The organism is Streptomyces sp. DSM 15324 (genome assembly GCF_001514285.1).
GTDB lineage: Bacteria > Actinomycetota > Actinomycetes > Streptomycetales > Streptomycetaceae > Streptomyces.
In genome coordinates this window covers 31887-55301 of record NZ_KQ949028.1, presented here as the reverse complement: position 1 = coordinate 55301, position 23415 = coordinate 31887, and the positions used below count along the sequence as shown (strand labels likewise).

General features: G+C 71.9%; 23 protein-coding genes. 13 read left to right on the top strand and 10 right to left on the bottom strand.

The window, feature by feature from the left end; genetic code table 11:
- Positions 1-90 precede the first annotated feature (90 nt).
- Entirely contained in the window at positions 91-867 is a 777-nt protein-coding gene (locus tag AQJ58_RS19830) for a cobalt-precorrin-6A reductase (protein ID WP_067251958.1), read from the bottom strand.
- Positions 868-885: 18 nt separating this feature from the next.
- On the opposite strand from AQJ58_RS19830, the gene AQJ58_RS19825 reads away from it, so the two are divergent.
- Complete coding sequence (locus AQJ58_RS19825) at positions 886-2007, top strand: cobalt-precorrin-5B (C(1))-methyltransferase (RefSeq protein WP_067252554.1); 1122 nt, start codon at positions 886-888, stop codon at positions 2005-2007.
- A gap of 35 nt (positions 2008-2042) precedes the next feature.
- Here the strand turns inward: AQJ58_RS19825 and cobM are convergent, their stop codons facing one another.
- Both cobM and AQJ58_RS19815 read right to left on the bottom strand, forming a co-directional pair.
- Positions 2043-2792, bottom strand: coding sequence for a precorrin-4 C(11)-methyltransferase (cobM, locus tag AQJ58_RS19820; RefSeq protein ID WP_067251957.1), 750 nt, complete (start codon positions 2790-2792; stop codon positions 2043-2045).
- Positions 2789-4045: a bifunctional cobalt-precorrin-7 (C(5))-methyltransferase/cobalt-precorrin-6B (C(15))-methyltransferase gene (locus AQJ58_RS19815; RefSeq protein WP_067251955.1), complete on the bottom strand. Its 1257-nt coding sequence runs from the start codon at positions 4043-4045 to the stop codon at positions 2789-2791. The genes cobM and AQJ58_RS19815 overlap by 4 nt, the downstream gene beginning before the upstream one ends.
- A 140-nt stretch (positions 4046-4185) precedes the next feature.
- On the opposite strand from AQJ58_RS19815, the gene tsaD reads away from it, so the two are divergent.
- From tsaD to AQJ58_RS19800, 3 genes are read left to right on the top strand one after another with little or no spacing between them, the layout of a single operon-like run.
- Positions 4186-5238, top strand: coding sequence for a tRNA (adenosine(37)-N6)-threonylcarbamoyltransferase complex transferase subunit TsaD (tsaD, locus tag AQJ58_RS19810; protein WP_067251954.1), 1053 nt, complete (start codon positions 4186-4188; stop codon positions 5236-5238).
- Positions 5238-5807, top strand: coding sequence for a GNAT family N-acetyltransferase (locus tag AQJ58_RS19805; protein WP_067251952.1), 570 nt, complete (start codon positions 5238-5240; stop codon positions 5805-5807). The genes tsaD and AQJ58_RS19805 overlap by 1 nt, the downstream gene beginning before the upstream one ends.
- 16 nt (positions 5808-5823) lie before the next feature.
- Positions 5824-6648, top strand: coding sequence for a MucR family transcriptional regulator (locus AQJ58_RS19800; protein WP_067251950.1), 825 nt, complete (start codon positions 5824-5826; stop codon positions 6646-6648).
- A 13-nt stretch (positions 6649-6661) separates the two neighbouring features.
- Here AQJ58_RS19800 and AQJ58_RS19795 read toward each other — a convergent pair whose 3' ends face one another.
- The 3 genes from AQJ58_RS19795 to AQJ58_RS19785 all read right to left on the bottom strand — a co-directional run bounded on the left by AQJ58_RS19795 (position 6662) and on the right by AQJ58_RS19785 (position 8785).
- Positions 6662-7315: a class F sortase gene (locus tag AQJ58_RS19795; RefSeq protein WP_067251949.1), complete on the bottom strand. Its 654-nt coding sequence runs from the start codon at positions 7313-7315 to the stop codon at positions 6662-6664.
- Positions 7312-8139: a hypothetical protein gene (locus AQJ58_RS19790; protein ID WP_067251947.1), complete on the bottom strand. Its 828-nt coding sequence runs from the start codon at positions 8137-8139 to the stop codon at positions 7312-7314. Before AQJ58_RS19790 ends, AQJ58_RS19795 begins: the two co-directional genes overlap by 4 nt.
- Positions 8140-8389: 250 nt before the next feature.
- Positions 8390-8785, bottom strand: a complete 396-nt coding sequence (locus AQJ58_RS19785; RefSeq protein WP_067251945.1) for an ArsR/SmtB family transcription factor — start codon at positions 8783-8785, stop codon at positions 8390-8392.
- A gap of 94 nt (positions 8786-8879) precedes the next feature.
- Here AQJ58_RS19785 and AQJ58_RS19780 point away from each other — a divergent pair, with 94 nt between their 5' ends.
- The 6 genes from AQJ58_RS19780 to AQJ58_RS19760 all read left to right on the top strand — a co-directional run bounded on the left by AQJ58_RS19780 (position 8880) and on the right by AQJ58_RS19760 (position 15303).
- Entirely contained in the window at positions 8880-10949 is a 2070-nt protein-coding gene (locus AQJ58_RS19780) for a heavy metal translocating P-type ATPase (protein ID WP_079079052.1), read from the top strand.
- 723 nt (positions 10950-11672) lie between these two features.
- Positions 11673-12746: an aromatic ring-hydroxylating oxygenase subunit alpha gene (locus AQJ58_RS19775; RefSeq protein ID WP_067251943.1), complete on the top strand. Its 1074-nt coding sequence runs from the start codon at positions 11673-11675 to the stop codon at positions 12744-12746.
- Positions 12743-12916, top strand: a complete 174-nt coding sequence (locus AQJ58_RS43850; protein ID WP_199844625.1) for a hypothetical protein — start codon at positions 12743-12745, stop codon at positions 12914-12916. The genes AQJ58_RS19775 and AQJ58_RS43850 overlap by 4 nt, the downstream gene beginning before the upstream one ends.
- A complete protein-coding gene (locus tag AQJ58_RS19770; RefSeq protein WP_067251941.1) occupies positions 12913-13851 on the top strand; it encodes a PDR/VanB family oxidoreductase in 939 nt (312 codons plus the stop codon). Before AQJ58_RS43850 ends, AQJ58_RS19770 begins: the two co-directional genes overlap by 4 nt.
- Before the next feature lie 241 nt (positions 13852-14092).
- Complete coding sequence (locus tag AQJ58_RS19765) at positions 14093-14743, top strand: helix-turn-helix domain-containing protein (protein ID WP_067251940.1); 651 nt, start codon at positions 14093-14095, stop codon at positions 14741-14743.
- Positions 14744-14775: 32 nt separating this feature from the next.
- On the top strand, positions 14776-15303 hold the full coding sequence (locus AQJ58_RS19760) for a toxin-antitoxin system, toxin component (RefSeq protein ID WP_067251938.1): 528 nt from the start codon (positions 14776-14778) through the stop codon (positions 15301-15303).
- A gap of 16 nt (positions 15304-15319) precedes the next feature.
- On the opposite strand, the gene AQJ58_RS19755 is transcribed toward AQJ58_RS19760, so the two are convergent.
- Positions 15320-16348: an alpha/beta fold hydrolase gene (locus AQJ58_RS19755; protein ID WP_067251936.1), complete on the bottom strand. Its 1029-nt coding sequence runs from the start codon at positions 16346-16348 to the stop codon at positions 15320-15322.
- 219 nt (positions 16349-16567) lie between these two features.
- Between AQJ58_RS19755 and AQJ58_RS19750 the strand changes: the two genes are divergently transcribed.
- Positions 16568-16843, top strand: a complete 276-nt coding sequence (locus AQJ58_RS19750) for a hypothetical protein (protein ID WP_067251934.1) — start codon at positions 16568-16570, stop codon at positions 16841-16843.
- Positions 16844-16864: 21 nt separating this feature from the next.
- On the opposite strand, the gene AQJ58_RS19745 is transcribed toward AQJ58_RS19750, so the two are convergent.
- Both AQJ58_RS19745 and AQJ58_RS19740 read right to left on the bottom strand, forming a co-directional pair.
- On the bottom strand, positions 16865-17554 hold the full coding sequence (locus AQJ58_RS19745) for a 4'-phosphopantetheinyl transferase family protein (protein WP_067251933.1): 690 nt from the start codon (positions 17552-17554) through the stop codon (positions 16865-16867).
- The gene (locus AQJ58_RS19740) at positions 17551-18453 is read right to left on the bottom strand and encodes a metallophosphoesterase family protein (RefSeq protein WP_067251931.1); all 903 of its coding nucleotides are present in this window, start codon (positions 18451-18453) and stop codon (positions 17551-17553) included. Before AQJ58_RS19740 ends, AQJ58_RS19745 begins: the two co-directional genes overlap by 4 nt.
- A 326-nt stretch (positions 18454-18779) precedes the next feature.
- On the opposite strand from AQJ58_RS19740, the gene AQJ58_RS19735 reads away from it, so the two are divergent.
- Positions 18780-19943, top strand: coding sequence for an ATP-grasp domain-containing protein (locus tag AQJ58_RS19735; protein WP_067251930.1), 1164 nt, complete (start codon positions 18780-18782; stop codon positions 19941-19943).
- Positions 19944-20136: 193 nt separating this feature from the next.
- A complete protein-coding gene (locus AQJ58_RS19730; protein ID WP_067251928.1) occupies positions 20137-21822 on the top strand; it encodes a carbohydrate binding domain-containing protein in 1686 nt (561 codons plus the stop codon).
- Between the two features lie 312 nt (positions 21823-22134).
- Here AQJ58_RS19730 and AQJ58_RS19725 read toward each other — a convergent pair whose 3' ends face one another.
- Positions 22135-23385 (bottom strand): alpha-L-fucosidase, encoded by a 1251-nt coding sequence (locus AQJ58_RS19725; RefSeq protein ID WP_199844624.1) that lies wholly within the window; start codon positions 23383-23385, stop codon positions 22135-22137.
- Positions 23386-23415: the final 30 nt, after the last annotated feature.

The following is a 23415-nucleotide window of genomic DNA, read 5'->3' as shown; positions in this document are numbered from 1 at the left end:
TGGGCGAGTGACTGTTTTCAGCCGCGCCTTCCAGCTTTCTGCACATAGATTGCAACTACAAGAAGAGTGCGGTAAAGCCCAGGTCAGGGTTCAGTCAGTGGCGCGGAAAACGCGCTGGTCGAGGTGTCGGCCGAGGTGCTCGCCGAGCCAGCGGGCCGCCTCCTGCGGATCAACGGCCTCGGGCACCCCTTCCGGGACCGGAGGCCGCCGTACGACGACCACCGGCACCCCGGCCTCCCGCGCGGCCGTGAGCTTCGGGGCGGTGGCCGCTCCCCCGCTGTCCTTCGTCACGACGACGTCGACGCGGTGGCGGCGCAGCAGTCCCCGCTCGCCGTCGAGGGTGAAGGGGCCGCGGTCGAGCAGCACCTCCATGCGGGGTGGGTGCGGGGGCTCGGGGGCGTCGACGGACCGCACCAAGAACCACAGATCGTCCAGGTCCGCGAACGCTTCCAGGCCCAGCCGACCCGTGGTGAGGAAAATCCGTCGCCCGAGCCCAGGCAGCAGCCCGGCCGCCTCTCTCAGGGAGCCGGCCTCGTGCCAGCGGTCGCCCTCGACGGGGACCCAGCCGAGGCGGCGCAGGGCGAGCAGGGGAACATGGGCTGTGGCGGCAGCCCTCGCCGCGTGGAAACTGATCGTCCCGGCGAAGGGGTGGGTGGCGTCGATGAGCGCGTCGACCGCGTGCTCGCGCAGCCACGCCGTCAGCCCCTCGGCCCCACCGAACCCGCCGACGCGGACCTCGCCCGGCGGCAGCCGCGGACTGGTCACCCGCCCGGCGAGGGAGCTGGTCAGCCGCAGGCCGGGGGTGCCGTGCAGCAGTTCGGCGAGGCGGCGGGCCTCCGTGGTGCCGCCGAGGATCAGTACGTGCATGGGAGTCAGGGTCCGTTCATGAGCGACAGTGAGGCGAAGGGCGGCCGCGCGGCCCAACTCAAGCACACGGGTCTGCGGCCCGGCTGGACCACCGGCGCCTGCGCGACGGCGGCCACGACGGCCGCGTACACCGCCCTGCTGACCGGCGCCTTTCCCGACCCGGTGACGATCACGCTGCCCAAGGGCCAGACACCGTCCTTCGCGCTCGCGACCGAGGAACTCACGGACACATACGCCATGGCGGGGATCGTGAAGGACGCGGGCGACGACCCGGACGTCACCCACGGGGCACTGATCCGGGCCACGGTACGGCGGCTGCCGATCGGAACCGGGGTCGTCTTCAAGGCCGGCCCGGGCGTGGGCACGATCACCCGTCCCGGCCTGCCCCTCCCCGTCGGCGAGCCGGCCGTCAATCCCGTCCCCCGCCAGATGATGCGCGACCACGTCGCCGAGGTGGCCGGTTCGTACGGCGGCACGGGTGACGTGGAGATCACCGTCTCCGTCGACCACGGCGAGGAGATCGCCCGCTCGACCTGGAACCCGCGCCTCGGCATCCTCGGTGGCCTGTCCATCCTCGGCACGACCGGGATCGTCGTCCCGTACTCCTGCTCGGCCTGGATCGACTCCATCCGGCGGGGCGTGGACGTGGCGCGGGCTGCGGGCCGTACGCATGTCGCCGGGTGCACCGGGTCGACGTCGGAGAAGACGGTCGTCGCCGAGTACGCGCTGCCCGAGGACGCCCTGCTCGACATGGGCGACTTCGCGGGCGCCGTACTGAAGTACCTCCGCCGCCACCCCGTCGACCGCCTGACGATCTGCGGCGGCTTCGCGAAACTCTCCAAGCTGGCCGCCGGCCACCTCGACCTGCACTCCGCCCGCTCCCAGGTCGACAAGGGCTTCCTCGCCGAGCTGGCCCAGCGCGGCGGCGCGGGCGAGGCGCTCGCCGCCGAGGTGACTGAGGCCAACACCGGCCTCGCAGCGCTCCAGCTGTGCATGGCGGCCGGGGTACCGCTGGGTGACCTGGTGGCGACGGCGGCCCGCGACGAGGCGCTGGCCGTGCTGCGCGGCGCGCCCGTCGCCGTGGACGTGATCTGCATCGACCGGGCGGGGACGGTGGTGGGGCGCAGCCCGGTGGCCTGACCGCCTGCGCCGCTCAACCGACGGTGAACCACAGGTCAGCGGACATGCCGCTCCCGCTCCGGCGAGTACAGGTGACTGTCCCCGAACTGCTCCGCCCCCAACGTCCGCCCGACCATGATCACGGCCGTGCGCAGCACACCCGCCTCCTTCACCTTCCCGGCGATCTCGTCAAGCGTGCCCCGGATGATCAGCTCGTCCGGGCGGGAGGCGTACGCGACGACCGCGGCGGGACAGTCGGCGCCGTAGTGGGGGAGGAGTTCGCCGACCACGCGGTCCACATACTTGGCGGCCAGGTGCAGCACGATCAGTGCGCCGCTGCGGCCGAGGGTGGCCAGGTCCTCGCCCTCCGGCATGGCGGTGGCGCGGTTGGCGACGCGGGTGAGGATGACGGTCTGGCCCACGGTGGGCACGGTCAGCTCCCGCTTGAGGGAAGCTGCCGCGGCGGCGAAGGCGGGCACCCCGGGGACGACCTCGTACGGCACCCCGGCCGCGTCCAGCCGCCGCATCTGCTCGGCGACCGCGCTGAACACGGACGGGTCCCCGGAGTGCAGCCGCGCCACGTCGTGCCCCTCCTCGTGTGCGCGGATCAACTCGGCGGTGATCTCGTCCAGGTTGAGCTGGGCCGTGTCCACCAGACGTGCGTCCGGCGGGCATTCGGTGAGCAGCTCGCGCGGGACCAGGCTGCCCGCGTACAGGCAGACCCGGCAGGCGGCGAGCGTGCGGGCGCCGCGCACCGTGATCAGGTCGGCGGCACCGGGTCCGGCACCGATGAAGTACACGGTCATCTGTCGTCTCCTGGGAGGGTGTTGAGGGTCTTCTCCACGGCCCACTGGGTCACCGGCATCGCCTGCCGCCACCCCGTGAAGCCGCCCACGGGCACGGCGTGCGCCACCGCCAGCCGCACCAACTCGCCACCGTGGCGCCGGTAGGCGTCGGCGAGGAGCGCCTCGGATTCCAGTGTCACGGTGTTGGCGACCAGCCGCCCGCCGACGGGCAGCGCCTCCCAGCAGGCGTCGAGGAGTCCGGGCGCGGTGAGCCCGCCGCCGACGAACACGGCGTCGGGCGGCGGGAGTTCGGTGAGGACGGCGGGCGCGGCGCCGATGACGACCCGCAGGCCGGGCACGCCGAGCCGGTCGGCGTTGCGGGTGATGCGCTCGGCGCGCACCGGGTCCCGCTCGACGGTGACCGCCCGGCAGGAGGGGTGGGTGCGCATCCACTCGATCGCGATCGAGCCCGAGCCGCCGCCGATGTCCCACAGCAGTTCGCCGGGAGCGGGCGCGAGGGCGCCAAGCGTAGCGGCGCGGACATGTCGCTTGGTGAGCTGCCCGTCGTGCTCGTACGCCTCGTCCGGGAGGCCGGGCACTGCGCCGAGCCGCAGGGTGTCCGGGGCGCGGCGGCACTCGACGGCGACGATGTTGAGTGAATCGCCGGGCGGGAGCCGCCAACTGTAGGCGTCGGTTTCGGCAGTTGTACGTTCCTTCGCGCCACCGAGTTGTTCCAGGACGCGCATCCGGCTCGGCCCGAAGCCCCGGTCCCGAAGCAGCGCGGCGACCTCGCCGGGGGTGGTGGCATCCGCGCTCAGCACGAGGAGCCGTCGGCCGTCGTGCAGGGCTGCGGCGAGACGGGCGGCGGGCCGACCGACGAGCGTGACGACCTCGGCCTCCTCCAGCGGCAAGCCGAGACGGGCGGCGGCGTAGGAGACGGAGGAGGGATGCGGCAGGACGCGCAGGGCCGTGGTCTCCTCGGCGAGGACGCGTCCGATGCCGTAGAACATCGGGTCCCCACTCGCCAGTACGGCGATCCGACGACCGGCATGCGCGGCAAGCAGGCCGGGGATGGCGGGACGCAGGGGCGAGGGCCAGGTGATCCGCTCGCCGGGACACTCCGACGGCAGCAGATCCAGCTGGCGCGGGCCTCCGATCAGGACGTCCGCGTCACGCAGGACGGCCCGGGAGGCATCGGGGACGCCGTCCCACCCGTCGGCTCCGATCCCGACGACGGTGACGGCAGGGGGCGGTCCTGGTCGGACGGGGGTCACTGCTCGGTACCTCGGGATTCGGGGGCAACAGGGGCGCACTCTACTGGGCGATGACCTGCAATCACGTGTCCGGGTACACATCCCAGCCTTCTTATTGCACACTACTCGCAATAGCTTGTGCAGCGCAGGAAGGGGTGGGGATGGGATCTCCGATCGTGCTCGGCATCGAGTCGTCCTGCGACGAGACCGGTGCGGGGCTCGTCCGGGACGGCCGGCTGCTCGGCCACGCGGTGGCGTCGAGCATGGACGAGCACGCCCGTTACGGCGGGGTCGTGCCGGAGATCGCCGCCCGGGCGCATGTGCACGCCTTGCGCCCGGTGGTCGAGCGGGCGCTGGACGAGTCGGGGCTGCGGCTGTCCGACATCGGCGCCGTCGCCGTCACCACCGGACCGGGCCTCTCGGGCGCGCTCCAGGTGGGCCTGGCCGGCGCGAAGGGCATCGCGTACGCGCTCGGCGTCCCGCTGTACGGCGTCCACCACCTCGCCGGCCATGTCGCCGCCGACACCCTCGAACACGGCCCGCTCCCCGACCCCTGCATGGTGCTGATCGTCTCCGGCGGCCACACCTCCCTCCTCCTCGTCCGCGACCTCGCCCGCGATCCGATCCTGCACCTCGGCGACACCCTCGACGACGCCGCCGGGGAGTGCTTCGACAAGGTCGCGCGGGTCTTCGGGCTGCCGTACCCGGGTGGTCCGGCTATCGACCGGGCGGCGCGCGTGGGGGATCCGCGCGCTGTCCCGTTCCCGCGCCCGCTGCCGGGGTCGTACGACTTCTCCTTCTCGGGACTGAAGACGGCCGCGGCCCGCTGGGCGGAAGGCCATGCGGGCCGCGAGCTGCCGGTCGCCGACGGGGCCGCCTCCCTCCAGGAGGCCGTCGCCGACGTACTGACCCGTAAGGCGGTGGCCGCCTGCGTCGAGCACGGCGTCGGCACGCTCGTCGTAGTCGGCGGGGTCGCCGCCAACTCCCGCGTGCGGTCGCTGGCGGAGGAGCGCTGTCGGGCCGCCGGGCTCGAACTGCGCGTACCGCCGCTGAAGTTGTGCACGGACAACGGCGCGATGATCGCCGCAGTCGGCGACCTCCTAGTCCGCGCGGGAGCCGAACCCGCCCCGCTGGACGTGTCGATCGACCCGTCGGCGCCGTTGGAGTACGCCGCCCTGCACCCCGTGACGACGGCCCGGGCGGTGGCCGCCTGATGACCATCCGGATCGTCAAGGACGCCGCACTCCTCACCCACACCGCCGCCCTGCACTCCGTCTACGTCGACGCCTTCTGCGCCCCGCCCTGGAACGAGGACGAGGAGAAGGCCGTCGAGTTCGTCGGACGGCTCCCGGTGAACGTACGGCGTCCCGGCTTCACCGCCGCCCTCGCCTTCGCCGGCCCGGACGACCTCATCGGCTTTGCCACCGCCTGGACCACCCTGGCTCCTTTCCCCACCGACCGCTGCTACCCCCAGGCCGCCGTCGGCCTCGGCCTCGACCGCACGGTGGAGTGGCTGTGCGGGGCCCGCGAGATCGACGAGCTGGCCGTGCGCCCGGACGCCCGGGGCACCGGCTTGGCCGCCGAACTCCTCGCAGCCGTCACCGAGGACGCCCCCGACGGCCGCTCCTGGCTGCTCACCTCCGTCCAGTCGGGCCGGGCGATGTCCTTCTACCGCCGCCAGGGCTGGACCCAGGCGACCCACCCCTCCCCCGACGGCAAGGGCATCGTCGTCTTCCTCGGCCCTCGCCATCCGGCACGTTCCCTGGCACCTCAACCCCTGTAGCCACCGGAGCCCCGCCTTGCGCACCGCCGAGCTCCGCCGCCGCCCGCCGGAGCGCGAGCACGGCGAGCACAGGGACCGGCATCCCGACTACGGTCGCCTCATCCGGGACGAGGCCACGGACACAGTGATCTGCCATGTGTGCGGGCGGGCCTTCCGCTCGCTCGGGGCGCATGTACGGGTGCACGGGATGACCGCGGCGGAGTACCGGCGGGAGTTCGGTCTGTTGCGGGCCCGGGCGCTGAGCGCGCGGTCCTTCGCCCGGGAGCAGTCCCGTACCCGCCGCGCCGGGTACCGGGCCTCGGAGGAGGCGCAGGCCCGCTTCGCGGCAGGGCGGACGATGGCGCGCTCCGGTGAACTGACCCGCAGGCGCCGGAACTCCGCTCGCGCGCAGGCGGATCCCGAGGAGCTGCGGCAAGTCCGCCGGGAGAGCCTGGGCGCCGGGCGCCGCACCCAGTCCCGGGCCGCGGACGACCGTACGACCGCCGCGCTGCGCGCCGGGGGCTTCTCTGACCTGGGGCAGGCACTACAGACCGTGTACGTCGACCGGCAGCACAGCATCGAGGACACGGCACGCGTCCTCGCCGTCGGCAAGGGCAGACTGCGACGGCTTCTGACCGAGTACGGCATCGGGATCCGCCCGACCGGACAGAACTCTGCCGCCGGGCGCCGCTCGCGCGTCCTGCTCAACGACCGTGCCGCCGCCGAGCGCGTCGGCGCCCAGGACATCACGGTGTGGCTGCGCGAGCGGGCCGCCGAGGGCGCCACCCTGCGGGAGTTGGCGGCGGTCACCGGCCGCAGCATCCCGTGGGTGGCGGCCCGGATCGGCCCCCGCCCGTGCTGAACGTGTCGGCCGCCTAGGCGACGCTCGTCATGCTGGCGAACACCACCACGTTGTTGGGGTAGTAGTGCTGGTCCGCGTCGAACTCGCCGCCGCAGGTGACCAGGCGCAGCCCGGCGTAGTCGAGGTTCTTGTACACCTCAAGGGTGGGGAAGGTCGCCTTCGGGTACTCCTCGACGCGGTCCACCGTGAAGGTGGCGATCTTGCCGTCCTCGCGCTCCACCTCGACGGTGGCCCCGGTCTTGATCGTCTTCAGCTTCTTGAAGACGGCGTCGGCGCCGTTCCAGGTCACGTGTCCGGCGATCACGGCCGGACCCTCCGAGCCGGGGGTGGGGCCGGGTTCGTACCAGCCCGCGAGGTCGGGGTCCTTCGGCGTCGTCATGGCCCCCTTCTCGTTCTGGCCGAGCGTCTCCAGCGTGCTCGACACACCGAGGGAGGGGATGACGACCCGCTGCGGCACCGACCGCTCCAGGGCCGCGACGGTCTGGCTGCTCCCCGAGCCCGTCGCCGGTGTCTGAGCGTCGGTCGTGGCAAGGGGTGCGCTCTGGCCCGGGGACGACTGCGAAGCAGCGATGTCCTGGCCCGCGCAAGCAGTGAGTAGGAGTGCCGCGGTCGCGATGGCGACCAGAGCGCGACCTCCTGCGCGCGTACGAGAGACGGGAAGGCTCACGCGGCACCCCCGGTCTTCGCCACCGCCTGGGCACCGGACGCGGTCCGCCGGCGTACGACGATCAGCGCGCCGACCGCCGCGGCGGAGACCGCGCCCGCGGTCCCGATCACCGCCACCGGCGAAACACCCGCACCCTCGGCCCCGCTACCGGTCTCGATCCCGCCGACCGGGACGGACCCGACCGCCGCACCCGTGACCTCCCCGCAGTTGGTCGGAGCGGTCGCCTCCTGGGGCAGCTTCGGGTCGAGTTCACTCTTGCCGGCGCCCTCGAAGTCGTACTTGCCGTTGTCGTTGCGGTCGATGCCGTGCTGCACGACGTGCAGGTCCTTGATGTGGTCGATCACGTCCTGCGAGACCGGGATGGTCCGCTTGTAGGAGATCTTCCCCTCCTTGTCGGCCACCGGCATCCGGTCCACCGCCAGGCCACTGGTCGCCGCGTCGGTGTCCCCCGAGACGGTGAGCGCGATGTTGATGTCGCCGTAGTGGACCGTGGCCTCGGTGTTGTTGAGGATGCCGTCGCCGTTGGTGTCGGCGCTGTCGTCCGGGCAGACGAAGTCGTGCCCCTCCGTGGAGCCGTGCAGGTGCTGCGCGGAGGGCTGTCCGGGCACCATGCCCTCGGATTTGATCCACACGGTGAGTTCCGTGCCGCGCGCGCTGAGCAGCACGGTTCCCTTCGAGCCGGAGTCGTTCAACTGCTCCAGGTCGATCTGATAGGCCGGGGTGTCCTCCTCCGCGAACACTGGGGACGAGCCGGCCACGGTGAGGAGGGCGGCGGCGGGCAGGGCGGCGAACGCCGCGAGACGGCCGGTGCGCTTGGACATCACGTTGGTTTCCTTTTCCGCGGCCTCGGGACGGGGACGGCCGCCTCTTATTGCGACTCATATGCAGTTACTTAAAGAACGCAGCAGGGCCCTCGGGTGTTCAAAGCCGCCGGAGGGATCCACGCGCCACCGCATACGAAGCCGTCGGGTGCAGACGCACGACCCCCCACCCAGGACCGAATGGAGACGACGATCACCGCACCGGGGACCAGTTCACCCGGATCAGCCGGCGAGAGTCGCAGGCTTGGGCCGCCTACAGGCGGGATGCGGCCGGTTCCGCGTCGCGGACCGGGGCGTCGCGCAGGCCGAGTCGCAGGTGCTCGACGTGGAAGAGGGCCTGTTCCAGGAGTTCGGCGACGTGGTTGTCGTACAGCGAGTAGACGATGGAGCGGCCGCGCCGCTCGCCCGAGACCAGACCGAGGTTGCGCAGCAGGCGCAGTTGGTGGGAGCAGGCGGAGGCTTCCATGCCGACGGCCTCGGCCAGCTCGCCGACGGCACAGGGGCCCTCCTGGAGGCGGGCCAGGATGTACAGGCGCGAGGGGGTGGCCAGGGCCTGAAGGGTCGCGGCGACGTCGGAGGCTCCCGCCGCGTCGAGGCGCTCGCGCGGGGTGGCACCACCCCTGCCCTCACCGTCCATCCCATGACCCATGACTCCATCCTACCGACGACATATGAATACCTGTTCAGATGTTCCTGTACGGTGGAGACCGTCGCCCCGTCCGCCCGCGAAGGGTTGCTTTGTCATGTCTTCTGTCCTGGACCAGCGGCCCGCGTCTGCCGCCGCCGCTGCCGGGCCGCGAGCCGTGCCGCCGCGGCGCCGCACCCGCGTCCTGCTGCTCCCGGAGGCCCGTTGGGCGCTCGCGGCGCTGGTGTCGTTCCTGCTCGCCCTCCCGCTGTACCTGCTGGGCGCCCCGGGGTGGCTGTGGGGGACGCTGTTCGCCGCCACCTACGTCACCGGCGGCTGGGAGCCGGGCCGGGAAGGGCTGAAGGCTCTCAAGGACAAGACGCTGGACGTGGATCTACTGATGGTCGTCGCGGCGCTCGGCGCCGCCGCCATCGGCCAGATCCTCGACGGCGCGCTGCTGATCGTCATCTTCGCCGCCTCCGGCGCCCTGGAGGCACTCGCCACCGCGCGGACCGCGGACTCGGTGCGCGGCCTGCTCGATCTGGCCCCCGGCACCGCGACCCGGCTTCTCGCCGACGGTACCGAGGAGAACGTGGCCGCCGAGCAACTCACCGTCGGGGACGCCATCCTGGTCCGTCCCGGCGAACGGGTCGGCGCCGACGGTCAGGTGCTCGACGGGGCGAGCGAGGTCGACCAGGCCACCATCACCGGCGAGCCGCTGCCTGTGGCCAAGCAGGCAGGTGACGACGTGTTCGCCGGCACCCTCAACGGCACCGGCGCCCTGCGCGTGCGCGTCGAGCGCGACCCGGCCGATTCGGTGATCGCCCGGATCGTGCGGATGGTCGAGGAAGCCTCCGAGACCAAAGCCCCCACCCAGCTGTTCATCGAGAAGATCGAGCAGCGGTACTCGATCGGCATGGTCGTCGCGACCCTCGCCGTCTTCGCCGTCCCGCTCGCCCTCGGCGACGACCTCCAGGCAGCCCTGCTGCGCGCGATGACCTTCATGATCGTCGCCTCGCCCTGCGCGGTGGTGCTCTCCACCATGCCGCCGCTGCTGTCCGCGATCGCCAACGCCGGCCGCCACGGCGTGCTGGCCAAGTCCGCCGTCGTCATGGAACGCCTCGGCGAGGTCGACGCCGTCGCCCTCGACAAGACCGGCACCCTGACCCAGGGCACCCCCCGCGTCACCGACATCCGCCCTCTGCCCGGCAGCGGCCTGGACGCCGACGCCCTGCTGAGCCTCGCTGCGGCGGCCGAGCACCCCAGCGAACACCCGCTGGCCCGCGCCGTCGTCGACGCCGCCCGCGAACGCGGCCTGCCCCTGACAGCCGCCCAGAACTTCACATCCGCCCCCGGCCGGGGCGTCACCGCCACACTCGACGGCCACACCGTCCAGGTCGGCTCCCCCTCCCTCCTCCCGGCCTCTGCCCGAAGTCACCGTGAGGCAGTGCGGCAACTGGAAGGCGCCGGACGCACCGCGATCGTCGTGCTGCGCGACGGCGTGCCCGCCGGAGTGCTGGGGATCGCGGACCGGCTGCGGCCGGACGCCGTCGCCACCGTCGCCGCCCTCACTCACCTGACCGGCCGCACCCCGATGTTGCTGACCGGCGACAACGAGCGCGCCGCCCGGCACCTGGCCGCCGAGGTCGGCATCACCGAGGTGCACGCCGGGCTGCTTCCCCAGGACAAGGTGAGCGTCGTCCGGGCGTGGGAGGCCGAGGGGCGCAGGGTGCTGGTCGTCGGGGACGGCGTCAACGACGCCCCCGCCCTGGCCGCCGCCCACACGGGCATCGCCATGGGCAGGGCCGGCTCCGACCTCGCCCTGGAAACCGCCGACGCGATCGTCGTCCGCGACGAACTGGCCGCCATCCCCGCCGCCATGCGGCTGTCGCACGCGGCCCGCTGCCTGGTCGTGCAGAACCTGGTCGTCGCCGGGGTGTTCATCACCGCACTGGTCGCCTGGGACCTGATCGGCACCCTCCCGTTGCCCCTCGGCGTCGCCGGACACGAAGGCTCCACGGTCATCGTCGGCCTCAACGGCCTGCGCCTCCTACGCGAAGCCGCCTGGCCCACCTCACCGGAAACACCGCCCGAAAGCCCGGTCGGCACCGCACCCTCGCCGACGAACTCGGCCGCCTCCGGATCGCCCATCGGACACAAGCCCCTATCGGACGGCGCTCAGGCGTAACAGCCACCGCTTCCCGAGAACGCGGGGATGTTCAAGGGCACGCCGCCATGGCTTCCCATGACCGCACCGCCCAGCCGAGGAACGACAGCCGGACCTGCCTGTGCAGAATGTCTCGACGCGCCGAACCTCAAGGCCTCTGCTGTGAAAGCGGCCCGCGCCCACCAAGATCCGGACCAGGAGCGGATCAACTTCGCCCCCCGTCCGGCAATTTCACAAATTTCTGCAGGCCAGGAGCCGTTGAGGCCGCGTACCGCAAGTAGGCCAAGAGCCTGCTGGTGACCGCCCCTCGCTGCCGCTCACGCAACCCGGCGTCATAACGTCTGATCATGCTGCTGACCTGCAACAATCCACCCAACGGGGCGAAAGAAAGGCAAATTCGACCCGAATTCGACCCCACCCCCTCCCATCGCGGCAACGACCATCCTTGATCTGCAGGTATACAAATTCTGCCGCTGTACCAGCCGTATGCAGCCAGGAAGTCGCCACAAAGAAGCCAAATAGGTCACTCGTTGCAAATCATCGATACTGCAGCGGCACAAGCCGCAGGCGAAGAACAGAAGACACGGCGGCACCTTCCGCTGAGGTCGAGCACCGGGGCGCATCCAGATCAACCCCCTGAACAGGCCTTTTACGTCGAACCTTCCGTGAGGCGGAAGCCGTGTTGCGTCCCCCTGACGGCCTTCCCGACGATGTCGCCACCACCCAACGACGGGAGCCGCAGCCATGCCGCACTTGACGACATTCGCCAGGAACCGGTGGTACGTCGCCGCCTACAGCCACGAGGTCGGCCGCGAGGAGCTGCTCGGCCGGACCGTCCTCGGTGAGCCCCTCGTGTTCTACCGGACGGAGGCGGAGGGGACCCCGGTCGCGCTGGCCGACCGCTGTGTGCACCGCCGCTTCCCGCTCCACGAGAAGCCGAGCCGCCTCGACGGCGACCGGGTGGTGTGCGGCTACCACGGCTTCACGTACGACACGAGCGGCACCTGTGTGTACGTGCCGGGCCAGAAGCGCATCCCGCGCACGGCGCGGGTCGCGTCGTACCCGGTCGTCGAGCAGGACGCGCTGGTGTGGGTGTGGATCGGCGACCCGGCGCTGGCCGACCCGCTGACGATCCCGCGCGCCCGGCACCTCGACTCCCCCGGCTGGACCACCGTGCGCGGCATGGAACCCATCGACGCCGACTACGGGCTGCTCGTCGACAACCTGCTCGACCTCTCGCACGAGACGTACCTGCACGGCGGCTACATCGGCACCCCGGAGGTCGCCGAGACACCGATCACCACCGAGGTCGACGAGGGCGCGGGCATCGTCCGGGTCAGCCGGCACATGGATGACGCCGAGTGCCCGCCGTTCTACGCCCGTTCCACCGGCATCGAGGGCCGGATCACCCGCTGGCAGGACATCGAGTACCACGCCCCCTGCCTGTACCTGCTGCACAGCCGGATCGCGCCGGTGGGCGTGCTGCCGGAGGCCGACGGCAGCGACCCGGGCGGCTTCCACACCGAGATCACGTACGCCATCACACCGTCCGGCGACGGCAAGGTGTACGACTTCTGGATGGTCTCGCGGGACTGGGCGACGGACGACGAAGAGGTCACCGAGTTCCTGCGGAGCAACAACCACACCGTGGTCATGCAGGACGTCGACGCGCTCAACCTCCTGCAGCGGACGCTGGGTTCGGAGCGCGCGGGCTACCAGGAGCTGAGCATCAACATCGACACCGGCGGTCTGGCGGCCCGCCGGATCCTCGCCCGGCTGGTCGAGGAGGGCGACAAGCCGGTGGAGAGCGCCCTGTGAGCAACAGCCCCACCGGCGAGATCTACCGCATCGACTGGCTGCCGGGCACCGATGTGCTGCACGGCACCTGCCACTGCGGCGCCGAGCACTCCGCCCAGGACCCGGTCGAGATGTGGGAGTGGATGCTCGGCCACCCCGAAGGACACGAGCCGCGAGGAAACGCATCATGACCGACGTGTACGAGGCCGAACTCGTCGTCGAGCGGCGGGAGCCGGCCGCCGACGGGGTACTCGCCCTCACCCTGCGCCACCCGCTCGGCGCGCCGCTCCCGGCCTGGGAGCCCGGCGCCCACGTCGACCTGGTCCTCGGGCCGGGTCTGGAGCGCCAGTACTCGCTGTGCGGCGACCCGGCGGACGTCATGGCGTGGCGGGTGGCGGTCCTGCGGGAGCCGGCCGGACGGGGCGGGTCCGCGCATGTGCACGAGCAGTTGGGGCAGGGCGACAAGGTGCGGGTGCGCGGCCCGCGCAACCATTTCCCCCTGCGTCCGTCCCCCCGCTACCGTTTCATCGCGGGCGGCATCGGCATCACCCCGGTCCTGCCGATGGTGGCGGCGGCCGAGGCGGCCGGCGCCGAGTGGACCCTGCTGTACGGCGGCCGCAGCCGTGACTCGATGGCGTTCACCGGGGAGTTGGCGCGCTACGGCGACCGGGTGACCGTCGCCCCGCAGGACGAGACCGGGCTGCTGGACCTCGGGTCGGTGCTGGACGGGCTGCCCGAGGGGACGCTGGTGTACTGCTGCGGTCCCGGGCCGCTGCTGGACGCGGTGGAGGCACGCTGCCCGGCCGGGGCGCTGCATCTCGAGCGGTTCCAGCCCAAGGAGCAACAGGCGGGCGAGGAAACCGAGTTCGAGGTGGAGCTGGCGCAGAGCGGCCGTACGCTCACCGTCGCGCCCGGCGTGTCCGTCCTGGACACCGTGCGCGCCGCCGGCGTCGAGGTGCTGTACTCCTGCGCCGAGGGCACCTGCGGCACGTGTGAGACGGACGTACTGGAGGGCACCCCGGACCACCGGGACTCGGTGCTCTCGGCAGAGGAGCGGGAGGCCGGCGAGACGATGATGATCTGCGTGTCGCGGTGCGCGGGCAAGAGACTGGTCCTGGACCTGTGAGAGGCCCCGCTCCACGGCCGTCCGCCATCCGTCAGGTGTCCGCCGGTCTCGTCCCCGGCGCCCCCGCCGTGTCCACTATCGTGGCATCACCTGCTCATGGACGGCTGAAATTGGCCACAGTTGTGGCGAGAGCTGGATGTGAGTTCGAAAGACCGGCTACTCTCCACGCAGTTCACGGCGATCGCCTGTGCGGTGGGCCTGTGCCGGTGTGAGCGACGTGAGAGACGTAGGAGACCTGTCGGTGTCGGATGGCTTCGAGGTTCCGGGCGCCACGGCGACGGTACTGCTGTCGGCCGTCGTCGCCCGTGTCGCCGTGACCGCCGACCGGCTCGGTGTGCCGCACGCGGAGGTCTTCGACACCGGACGGCTGTCCGTGGCCTCCGGTGTCCCCGAGTCCGTCGTCAAGGCGCTGCTGAGCGGCCGCCCGGCGGGCGAGCCCGATGTCCAGGCCCGCTTCCTGCAGCGCCTGGACCTGCTGCGCCGCACCCGGCTCAAGCCCAACGGCCGCAAGTACACCCAGCAGGAGATAGCCGACGGCGCCGGCATGTCACGGCAGCAGGCGGGCGCCCTGATCAACGGCGACCGCCGTCCCACGATGGAGCACTGCGACGCGATCCAGCGGTTCTTCCGGGTGCACGCCGGCTTCCTGACCGCCGAGGACCCCGAGGCCCTCGCGGGCGCCCTGCAGCACACCGAGCAGGAGCTGCTGCAGAAGCTCGCCGCGCGGGAGGCGGCCGCGGCCGCCGAGGACCCGCTGGAGCGGCTGCTCCAGGACCACGGCGTGCGCGGGATCGCCTGGCGGGCGGCCCAGCTGCCCACCGACCAGCACCGGGACAAGGTCGCGGAGTGGCTGGACATGCTCCTGGAGAGCGTGAAGCGGCCCGAGTCGTGATCCGGGGGAGAACAGTGGGCATCGCCAGGGAAATGCGCCGTCTGTGCGGCGGACTCGTCTCCGAGCTGACCCTGCCGGCGCCCGCCGCGCCGGCCGACCTGTACAGCGCGCTGTGCGACGGGATGAGCCGTCGCCGGGGCCGGCCCGTCCACTTCCGCATGGCGGCCTTCCCGACCGACACGGCGAGCGGGCTGTGGCTCGACATGGCCGACCAGGACCTCGTCGTGATCGAGGAACGCACCGCGCCCGACCACCAGTTGGTGATCCTCGGGCACGAACTGTGGCACATGAACGCCGGCCACTGCGGCCACCATGTCGAGGGCGCCTCGGTCGCGGCCCGTTTACTCACCGACGGGGCCGATCTCCAGGCCACGGTCCGCAGGGTCGCCGCGCGCACCCGCTTCGACCTCTCCGACGAGAGGGACGCCGAGAACTTCGGCCTGCTCCTCGCCAGCAAGTGCCGTGCCTGGCTGGCCGGTTCGTCGCCGCGCGGCCGCGGCCGGGACGACCTGGCGGGCCGCATCGAGACCTCGCTCGGCTACCTGGGACCGAAGAACTGACCTCCGCGCGCGACCCTCAGGTCGCGCTGCGACGGCTCGCCTCCCGGAGCTCGCGCACGGTTGCCTCCGGCAGGTCCGGGCGGGGCCGGGGGCGGCCCTCGCGCAGCAGCCGGCGCCAGTGGTCGCGGCTCCAGTCGGCCGGTGCGGTGGTGCGGGTGAACTCCTCGACCAGGGCGAGGAAGCGGGCCGGGTCGGTGTGGAACGGAAAGTGTCCGGCGCCCTCGAAGATCTCCAGCCGGCTGCCCGGCATCGCCTCGTGGGCGCGGTACGCGTGCCGGACCGGCACCACGCTGTCCCGGTCGCCCCACAGCAGCAGGGTGGGCATCCCGGCGGTCAGATAGCAGCGGTCGAGCATGGTCACCACCTGCCCGCGCCAGTCGACGACGGCCCGCAGCGTGCGGATGAAGGCGTCACGCGAGGTGGTGTCCGGCAGCGCGTCGACGAGATGGAGCAAGTCGGGTGCGTCCTGCCCCAGATCGGTGTCGAGCAGCTGCAACAGCCGGGCCGCCAGGCCGACGTGCAGCCGCATACCGGGCAACCGCAGCGCGGACAGCGCGAGAGGGGCCCCGGGCAGGGAGACCAGCCGCAGGGCGGGGATGACCTCGCGGCCCACTCCGCCGGCGCTGACGAGGACGAGCCGTTCGGTGCGCTCGGGGAACTGGTAGGCGAACTGCATCGCCACTCCCCCGCCGAGCGAGTGGCCCACCAGGGTCGCCGACTCGATGCCGAGCGTGGTCAGCAGGTCCCGCAGCCCGTTGGCGTACGCGGCGACCGAGTAGTCGGCGCGCGGCTTGTCGGAGGCGCCGTGACCGAGGAGGTCGGGGGCGACGACGGTGTGGGTGCGGGCCAGAGCCGGGATCAGCTCGGCCCAGGTCGCCGAGGAGTCGCCGATGCCATGGACGAGGACCAGCGCGGGGCCCCGTCCGGCCCGGCGGAAGGCCCGCCGGTGACCGTGGACCACCCGGTACTCCAGAGCCGGCCCTTTGTCGCCCGCGGGGCGCGGTCCGGCGGCGCGCGCCGGACGTCGCGCAGAGACGTCGAACACCCGTCCTCCTCCCTGATCGGCACCGCTTCCTCCCAGCGTAGAGAGCGTTTGGACCGGGGGGTTTTCGCAGAGGTTTCACCTCCGCTAAGCGGGCGAACCGGCGGGCGGCGCGACCGGATTGTCAGTGGTGGGCGGCAAGCTGGGGGTGCGCCGTCGCAGGGCGGCGTCCGTGCCGCTCCGGCGGCGCGCAGACGACGCCGACACGGGGAGAGCCGACCGATGCCCACTGCCGTTCTGACCGACCGCGAGCGCACCGCCGTCCAGGCCTATCTGCGACTGCTGCACACCGTCCGGGCCGCCTTCGGCGAGGACTTCGGCGGCGAGGACTTCGGCGGCGCGGGGAGCCGCGCCTTCGGCCCGCCGCCCGTCCGGCTGCCCCCGGTGGTCCCGCCCGCCGTGCTCGCGGAGGCGGAGCGGGCGCTGGCGGAGGCGGGACTCGCGGGCAACGAGCAGGAGTTCTTCCGGCTGCTGCGGAGCTGGTGCCCGGCCCCCTGACGGGACCGCGGTCCGGGCGCTTCAGCGGTGATGGACGGCGACCGCCGTGGCCACCAGCCCCCTGCGGACGGTCCAGGAGCCGTCGAAGTGCCCGAGCCGGTGACCGCCGAGCACCGGTCCGGGCACCAGCAGCCGGGCGCGGAAGGTCCCGCGCCCCTCCCCGTCCGTCCCGGCCGAGACGTCGATGTCGGCCTCGCTGAAGTCCAGCCACTTACGGGTGAGGGGGAACCACGCCTTGTAGACGGATTCCTTGGCGCTGAACAGCAGCCGGTCCCAGTGCACCTCGGGCCGCAGGGCGCCCAGCCGTGCGAGCCGCTCCTGTTCCGCGGGCAGGGCGACGGCCTTCAGCACCCCCTCCGGGAGCGCCTCGTGGGGCTCGGCGTCCAGCCCGAGGGCGGCCAGGTCGGCGGCCCGGACCAGGGCGGCGGCGCAGTAGCCCGCGCAGTGGGTCATGCTGCCGGTGAGACCGTCCGGCCACTGCGGCGCGCCGCGCTCGCCGGGCAGCACCGGCTGGGGCGGCACCCCGAGCTTCTCCATCGCGCGCCGGGCGCAGGAGCGTACGACGGTGAACTCGCGGCGCCGCTTGGGGACCGCGCGCGCCACCAGCGCCTCCTCCTCGGGGTACAGCGGCGCGTCCCCGAACTCCCGGACGCCCTCCTCCCCGAAGGCCTCGACGGCCACCACGGACTCCGGAAGCAGTTCCTCGATCACCGGTCCTCGCTCTCCGCCGGCGTCTGGCGCCGTGTCAGGATCGTGTCCTCGGTGGGTGCGGGCAGGATGCGGCGCAGCCGGCCGGGCGGCTGGGCGCGCTGCCGCCACTCGCGCGGGTAGCCCACCGAGACCTCCTCGAAGCGGACGCCCTCGTGCCAGGTGGTGCGCGGGATGTGGAGATGGCCGAAGACCATGGTCGCCACCCGGAAGCGGCGGTGCCAGTCGGCGGTCAGCCGGGTGCCGCACCACATGGCGAACTCCGGGTGCCAGAGCACGTCCATCGGGTGGTGGTGCAGCGGGTAGTGGTTGACGGGGACGACCGGGAGATCGGCCGGCAGTTCGGCGAGTCGGCGTTCGGTCTCGGCGACCCGGGCCCGGCACCAGGCCTCGCGGCTCGGGTAGGGGTCGGGGTGCAGCAGGTACTCGTCGTTGCAGACGATGCCGGTCCCCTGCGCGTACGCGAGTCCCTCCTCCTTGGTCGAGCAGCCGGCCGGCAGGAGGGAGTAGTCGTACAACAGGAACAGCGGGGCCACGACCACGGGACCGCCCGGGCCCTCCCACACCGGGTAGGGATCCTCGGGGGTGATGACGCCCAAGTCCCGGCACAGGCCCACGAGATGCTCGTAGCGGGCGACGCCGCGCAGGGTGACGGGGTCGGAGGGGTGGGTCCACAGCTCGTGGTTGCCGGGCACCCAGACGACCTTGCGGAAGCGGCCGGCGAGGGTCTTCAGCGCCCAGCGGATGTCGGCCACGTTCTCCGAGACGTCCCCGGCCACGAGCAGCCAGTCCTCGTCCGACTCCGGCGCCATGCGCTCGACCAGCGCGCGGTTCTCGGGGTAGCCGATGTGCAGATCGCTGATGGCCAGCAGCTGCCCGGCACCACCGGCCCTCGACGTCACCGCGTGTCCTCCCGTCCACCGCCCACGAAGGTCACCACGACAGCACATTCGCGGGCGCGGAACAAGGCCGCACCTTTCGTGTCACGCAGGTGCACCCCACGGTTACCGATTGGTCACTTCCTTACCGGACAGGATGACATGAGTGAACAAGATCAGAAAATCCGTAACACGCGCGTTGCACGCGGCACGGCTGGGAAGCCGTATGATCGCCCCAACACCACCGCCATGGATGCCCCTTCAGCAGGGCGGTTTGGTGACCCTCCAATCCCCCTGCCCGGGCACGGGCCTGCTTTGCCGTGCCCGCGACCCCTGAAAGGCGGCCTCGCATGGTCTCTCGCGTACGCGTCTGGCTCAACCGCACGTACGCGGAGAACGTGTTCTTCATGGATCAGCTGCGGAGAAATCCGAGCGACCGCGCGGTCGAGATCCATGCGACGCACGGCGACGCGGACTCGCCCGTGCTGGCCGCCGCAGACACCGCCGACCTGGAGCCCGAGGGCCTCTCCCCCGCCGCCTACGTCGAGTACGCGCTGGACCAGTGCCAGCGCCGCGGCATCGACGTGTTCGTGCCCCGGCTGGAGCAGGCGGCGATCGTGGCGCACCGCGCCGACTTCGAGGCGATCGGCACGGCCCTGCTGGCGCCCACGCCCGAGGCCGTCGCCGTGTTCGAGGACAAGGTCGTCGCGTACGAGGCCGTTCGGGCGATCGGTGTGCCGGTTCCGCCCTGGTACCGGGCCCGCAACGCCGACGAACTCGTCGCCGCCGTGGAGGAGTTGGAGGAGGCCGGGCACCGGGCGTGCTTCAAGCCGGCCTCCGGCGCGGGCGGGGTGGGCTTCCGCGTGATCACGCGCGCCCCCTTCTCGCTCGTGCACCTCAGCGGCTTCCCCACCCCGTACGTCCAGCTGGACATGGTCGTCGAGGCACTGCAGCAGTCCGGCGAGGCCGTGGACTGGCTGGTGATGCCCCGTCTGGAGCAGCCGGAGGTGTCGGTGGACTGCCTCACCGGCCCCGACAACCGGGTGCGGATGGCCATCGGCCGCAGCAAGAACGGCCGTCGGCGCGGTTTCACCCTCCAGGAGCAGTGGCTGGAGCCGGCCCGACGCATCGCCGAGGGCTTCGGGCTGCACTACCTGTCCAACATCCAGTTCCGCATGTTCGGCGACGAGCCGGTGCTGATGGACGTCAACACACGTCCGGCCGGCGGACTGCACCAGCTGTCGCTGTGCGGGGTCAACGCCCCCTGGGCCGCCGTGCAGTTGGCGCTCGGCGAGGACCCGGGCGAGGTCGTGCCGCCGTTCCTCGGACAGGACTACACGGTGGTATCCGGGCCGCGGCCGCTGCGTGCAGTGTCGCTGCCGCACCAGCGGTTCGAGGACAGCGCCGAACCGCTGCTGCCCGCCGTTCCCGCGCAGGCCGAGGCCGTCGTCACCGTGGCGGCCGAGACCGTCGAGGTGACACCGGCCGGCGCGGCGGAGGCCCTGCCGCTCTGACGGACGCCCTCCGGCGCGTCTCCCTGCACCTCCCCGCGCGCCCTCGCCGCGCCTCACCCGGCATTTTCCTCACCGGTATGGACCAATTCCGTCTCTCACCTTGACAGGCGGATTGGTCCATACCAACTTTGTTGCGCACCCACCCTCAGCGGTTCAGCACTCCCGAACACCCCCATACCTTCAGGGAGATCGCGTGCGCACCACACCCCACCGACGCCCCTGGCGCCGAGTTCTCGCCCTGCTGGGCTCCGCGGCACTCGCACTCACCGGGGCCATCGCGCTGCCCGGCACCGCCGAGGCCGCGAACGTCCTCACCAACCCCGGTCTCGAATCCGGCTCCCTCTCCCCCTGGTCCTGCACCGGCAACCTCGGCCAGGTCGTCTCCTCACCGGTGCACGGCGGCTCCAAGGCCCTCGCGGGCGCGGTGAGTTCCAGCGACACCGCCCGGTGCAGTCAGACCGTCCCCGTTCAGCCCAACACCACGTACACGCTCAGCGGTTGGGTCCGGGGCAGTTACGTCTACCTCGGCGTCGACGGCGGCGCCTCCACCTGGACCTCCTCGCCCTCGGCGTACAGCCGGCTGTCGGTGGCCTTCACCACCGGGGCCGCACAGACCAGTGCGACCGTCTACGTGCACGGCTGGTACGCCCAGGGCACCTACTACGCCGACGACATCGGCCTGGACGGCCCCGGCGGTGGCGGCGGCCAGGACACCCAGGCGCCCAGTGCGCCGACCGGGCTGACCTCCACCGGCAAGACCTCCTCCAGCGTGTCGCTCTCCTGGGGCGCCTCCTCGGACGACACCGGCGTCACGGCGTACGACGTCTACAGCGGCCCCTCGCGGGTGCTGAGTGTCTCCGGCACCTCCGCCACCGTCGGCGGGCTCTCCCCGAGCACGGCCTACACCTTCACCGTGCGGGCGCGCGACGCCGCCGGGAACGTCTCCGGGGCGTCCGACGCGGTGTCCGTCACGACGAACGCGGGAAGTGGCGGGACCTCGTTCAAGCAGGCGGCGCCCTATCTGTACGAGGGCTGGGGCGATCCGCCGAACGTGTCCACGGTGATGAGCGCGACCGGCATCAAGTGGTTCACGATGGCGTTCATGCTGGACGGCGGGGGCTGCACCCCCCTGTGGGACAGCACCCGTCCGCTGACGGGCGGCGTCGACCAGACCGTCATCAACCAGGTCCGTGCGGCGGGCGGGGACGTCGTGCCGTCGTTCGGCGGCTGGCAGGGCAGCAAGCTCGGCGCCAACTGCTCCTCCGCGAGCGCGCTCGCGGCCGCGCTCCAGAAGGTCGTCGACGCCTACGGTCTGAAGGCGATCGACATGGACATCGAGAACACGGACGAGTTCGAGAACGAGGCCGTGCAGGCGAGGATCCTGACCGCCCTGAAGACCGTGAAGGCGAACAACCCCGGGCTGCGGACCATCGTCACCTTCGGCACCTCGACCACCGGGCCGACGTACTACGGCAACCGTCTCATCGAGCAGGCCAGGTCGATCGGCGCCGACATCGACGTCTTCACCATCATGCCGTTCGACTTCGGCGGCGGCTCCGACATGTACGGCAACACGGTCAACGCCACGGAGGGGCTGAAGGCCAAGCTGAAGTCCACCTTCGGCTGGGACGACGCCACCGCCTACGCCCACGTCGGCATCTCCGGTATGAACGGCCTGTCCGACCAGCAGGAGAACACCACCCCGGCGGTCTGGACGCAGATCCGTGACTGGGCCAACACCCACCACATCGCCCGGCTGGCCTACTGGGCCGTCAACCGGGACCGGCCCTGCCCCGGCGGCGGTGTGGTGAGCAACTGCTCCGGCATCAGCCAGAGCACCTGGCAGTTCACGTCCATCACGGCGGGCTTCACCGGCTGAGCCACGAACTCCCCTCACAGGGGAAATTTCTTTCGCCCGGGGTGTATCACGGCGCGAAGTGCGGGCTCTCCATGGTGTAACCGTGAAGGCCCACCGGGGACTACGGGGGAACGTGAGGTCCCGGTGGGCCGGCGCGGAGGCACCGCGGTGCAGGGTTGGCCGTCAGTTCGGTGCGCGGGGGATCGGGGAAGCACCAGCCCCGGGAGTCATGGGGGACGCCGGGGTGCAGGGGGGTACGGGGGATCGGGGCGGACGGCCGCTGTCACGGGGAGCGGCCGCCCGCTCCCGCCCCGGCGCGCCCGTCCGGTGGGCTCAGAACCGGCCCGAGCCCCGGTAGAGCTCCAGCTCACCGTCCAGTTCCACGGCGAGCACGGTGGCGTACGGGTCGAGGTCGTTCCCGGCCGGCGGGTCGATCCACAGCACCCCGACCGCCTCGTGCAGCCCGCCCACGACCCGGTGCCCGAGTTCGGTCCCGGTGCCGAGGACGCTGACCCGGCGCACCGGCGTCGCCAGCCCCCGTACACCGATCTCCGCGCGCGGGGCGTCGAACAGGGTGAGGTAGAGGGTGCGGCCGTCGGCGGAGAGGGTGCTGGGCCCGTAGTGGTGCCCGGCCGGCAGCCCGCGGACCGTCCCGTACACGGCGTCGGCGTGCCTGCGGATCCACTCCCCCAGCCCCTCCAGCCGTTCGACCTGCGGCTGCGGGACGGTACCGTCCTCCATCGGGCCGACGTCCAGCAGCAGATTGCCGCCCCCGCCGATGGTCTCCGTGAAGTAACGAATCAGCTGGGCCAGGGACTTGTGGTTGTGGTCGTGATGCTGGTAACCCCAGGAGTCGTTGATCGTCAGGCACAGCTCCCAGGGGCCGTCCGGCGGCACGATCGGGGCGCCCTGCTCGGGAGTCGCGTAGTCGCCCTCGCTGAGCATCCGGGCGTTGAAGACGACGTCCGGGCTGTACGACCGGATGAGCGCCGCGAGTTCGGGGATGCGCCACTGCTCCTCGCTGCGGTCCCACTCCCCGTCGAACCACATCAGGTCGGGACGGTAGCGGGAGGCCAACTCCCTGATCTGGCCGTCCCGGTAGGCGATGAACCGCTCCCAGGCCTGAAGGTCCTCGTCCTCGGCCGAGCACTCCGAGTAGCGGTTGTCCTCCATCTCCGGCGGACGGCCCGGCTTGCGGGTGCTGGCGTAGTCGGAGTGGTTCCAGTCGGAGTGGGAGTAGTACAGACCGACCTTCAGGCCCTTCTCCCGCAGCGCTTCGGCATAGCCGGTGAGGTAGTCGCGCCCGAGACTCAGATCACCGTACGCCGTGTCCCACAGCGCCACACCGTCGTGGTGACGGCTCGTCAGCACCGCATAGCGGGCGCCGGCCCGGGCGAACAGGTCGGCCCACGCCTTCGGGTCGTAGCGGGAGCCGGTGAAGCGGCCGAGCTGGGACATGTACTGCTCGTGCGGCACGATGTCGTCGTAGAACGACCACGACTCCTGGACGCCGTCGACGGCGTAGATGCCCCAGTGGACGAAGATCCCCAACTTGGCGTCGGTGAACCAGGGTTGCATGGGCACGGCGGAACTCCTCTACACAGAGGGGGACTT

Coding starts and splice junctions, on each gene's coding strand:
- AQJ58_RS19770 (WP_067251941.1), top strand. CDS start 12,913: ATGACCGACGTGTACGAGGCCGAACTCGTCGTCGAGCGGCGGGAGCCG.
- AQJ58_RS19825 (WP_067252554.1), top strand. CDS start 886: ATGAGCGACAGTGAGGCGAAGGGCGGCCGCGCGGCCCAACTCAAGCAC.
- AQJ58_RS19760 (WP_067251938.1), top strand. CDS start 14,776: ATGCGCCGTCTGTGCGGCGGACTCGTCTCCGAGCTGACCCTGCCGGCG.
- AQJ58_RS19805 (WP_067251952.1), top strand. CDS start 5,238: ATGACCATCCGGATCGTCAAGGACGCCGCACTCCTCACCCACACCGCC.
- tsaD (WP_067251954.1), top strand. CDS start 4,186: ATGGGATCTCCGATCGTGCTCGGCATCGAGTCGTCCTGCGACGAGACC.
- AQJ58_RS19735 (WP_067251930.1), top strand. CDS start 18,780: ATGGTCTCTCGCGTACGCGTCTGGCTCAACCGCACGTACGCGGAGAAC.
- AQJ58_RS19785 (WP_067251945.1), bottom strand. CDS start 8,785: ATGGGTCATGGGATGGACGGTGAGGGCAGGGGTGGTGCCACCCCGCGC.
- AQJ58_RS19780 (WP_079079052.1), top strand. CDS start 8,880: ATGTCTTCTGTCCTGGACCAGCGGCCCGCGTCTGCCGCCGCCGCTGCC.
- AQJ58_RS19830 (WP_067251958.1), bottom strand. CDS start 867: ATGCACGTACTGATCCTCGGCGGCACCACGGAGGCCCGCCGCCTCGCC.
- AQJ58_RS19750 (WP_067251934.1), top strand. CDS start 16,568: ATGCCCACTGCCGTTCTGACCGACCGCGAGCGCACCGCCGTCCAGGCC.
- AQJ58_RS19775 (WP_067251943.1), top strand. CDS start 11,673: ATGCCGCACTTGACGACATTCGCCAGGAACCGGTGGTACGTCGCCGCC.
- cobM (WP_067251957.1), bottom strand. CDS start 2,792: ATGACCGTGTACTTCATCGGTGCCGGACCCGGTGCCGCCGACCTGATC.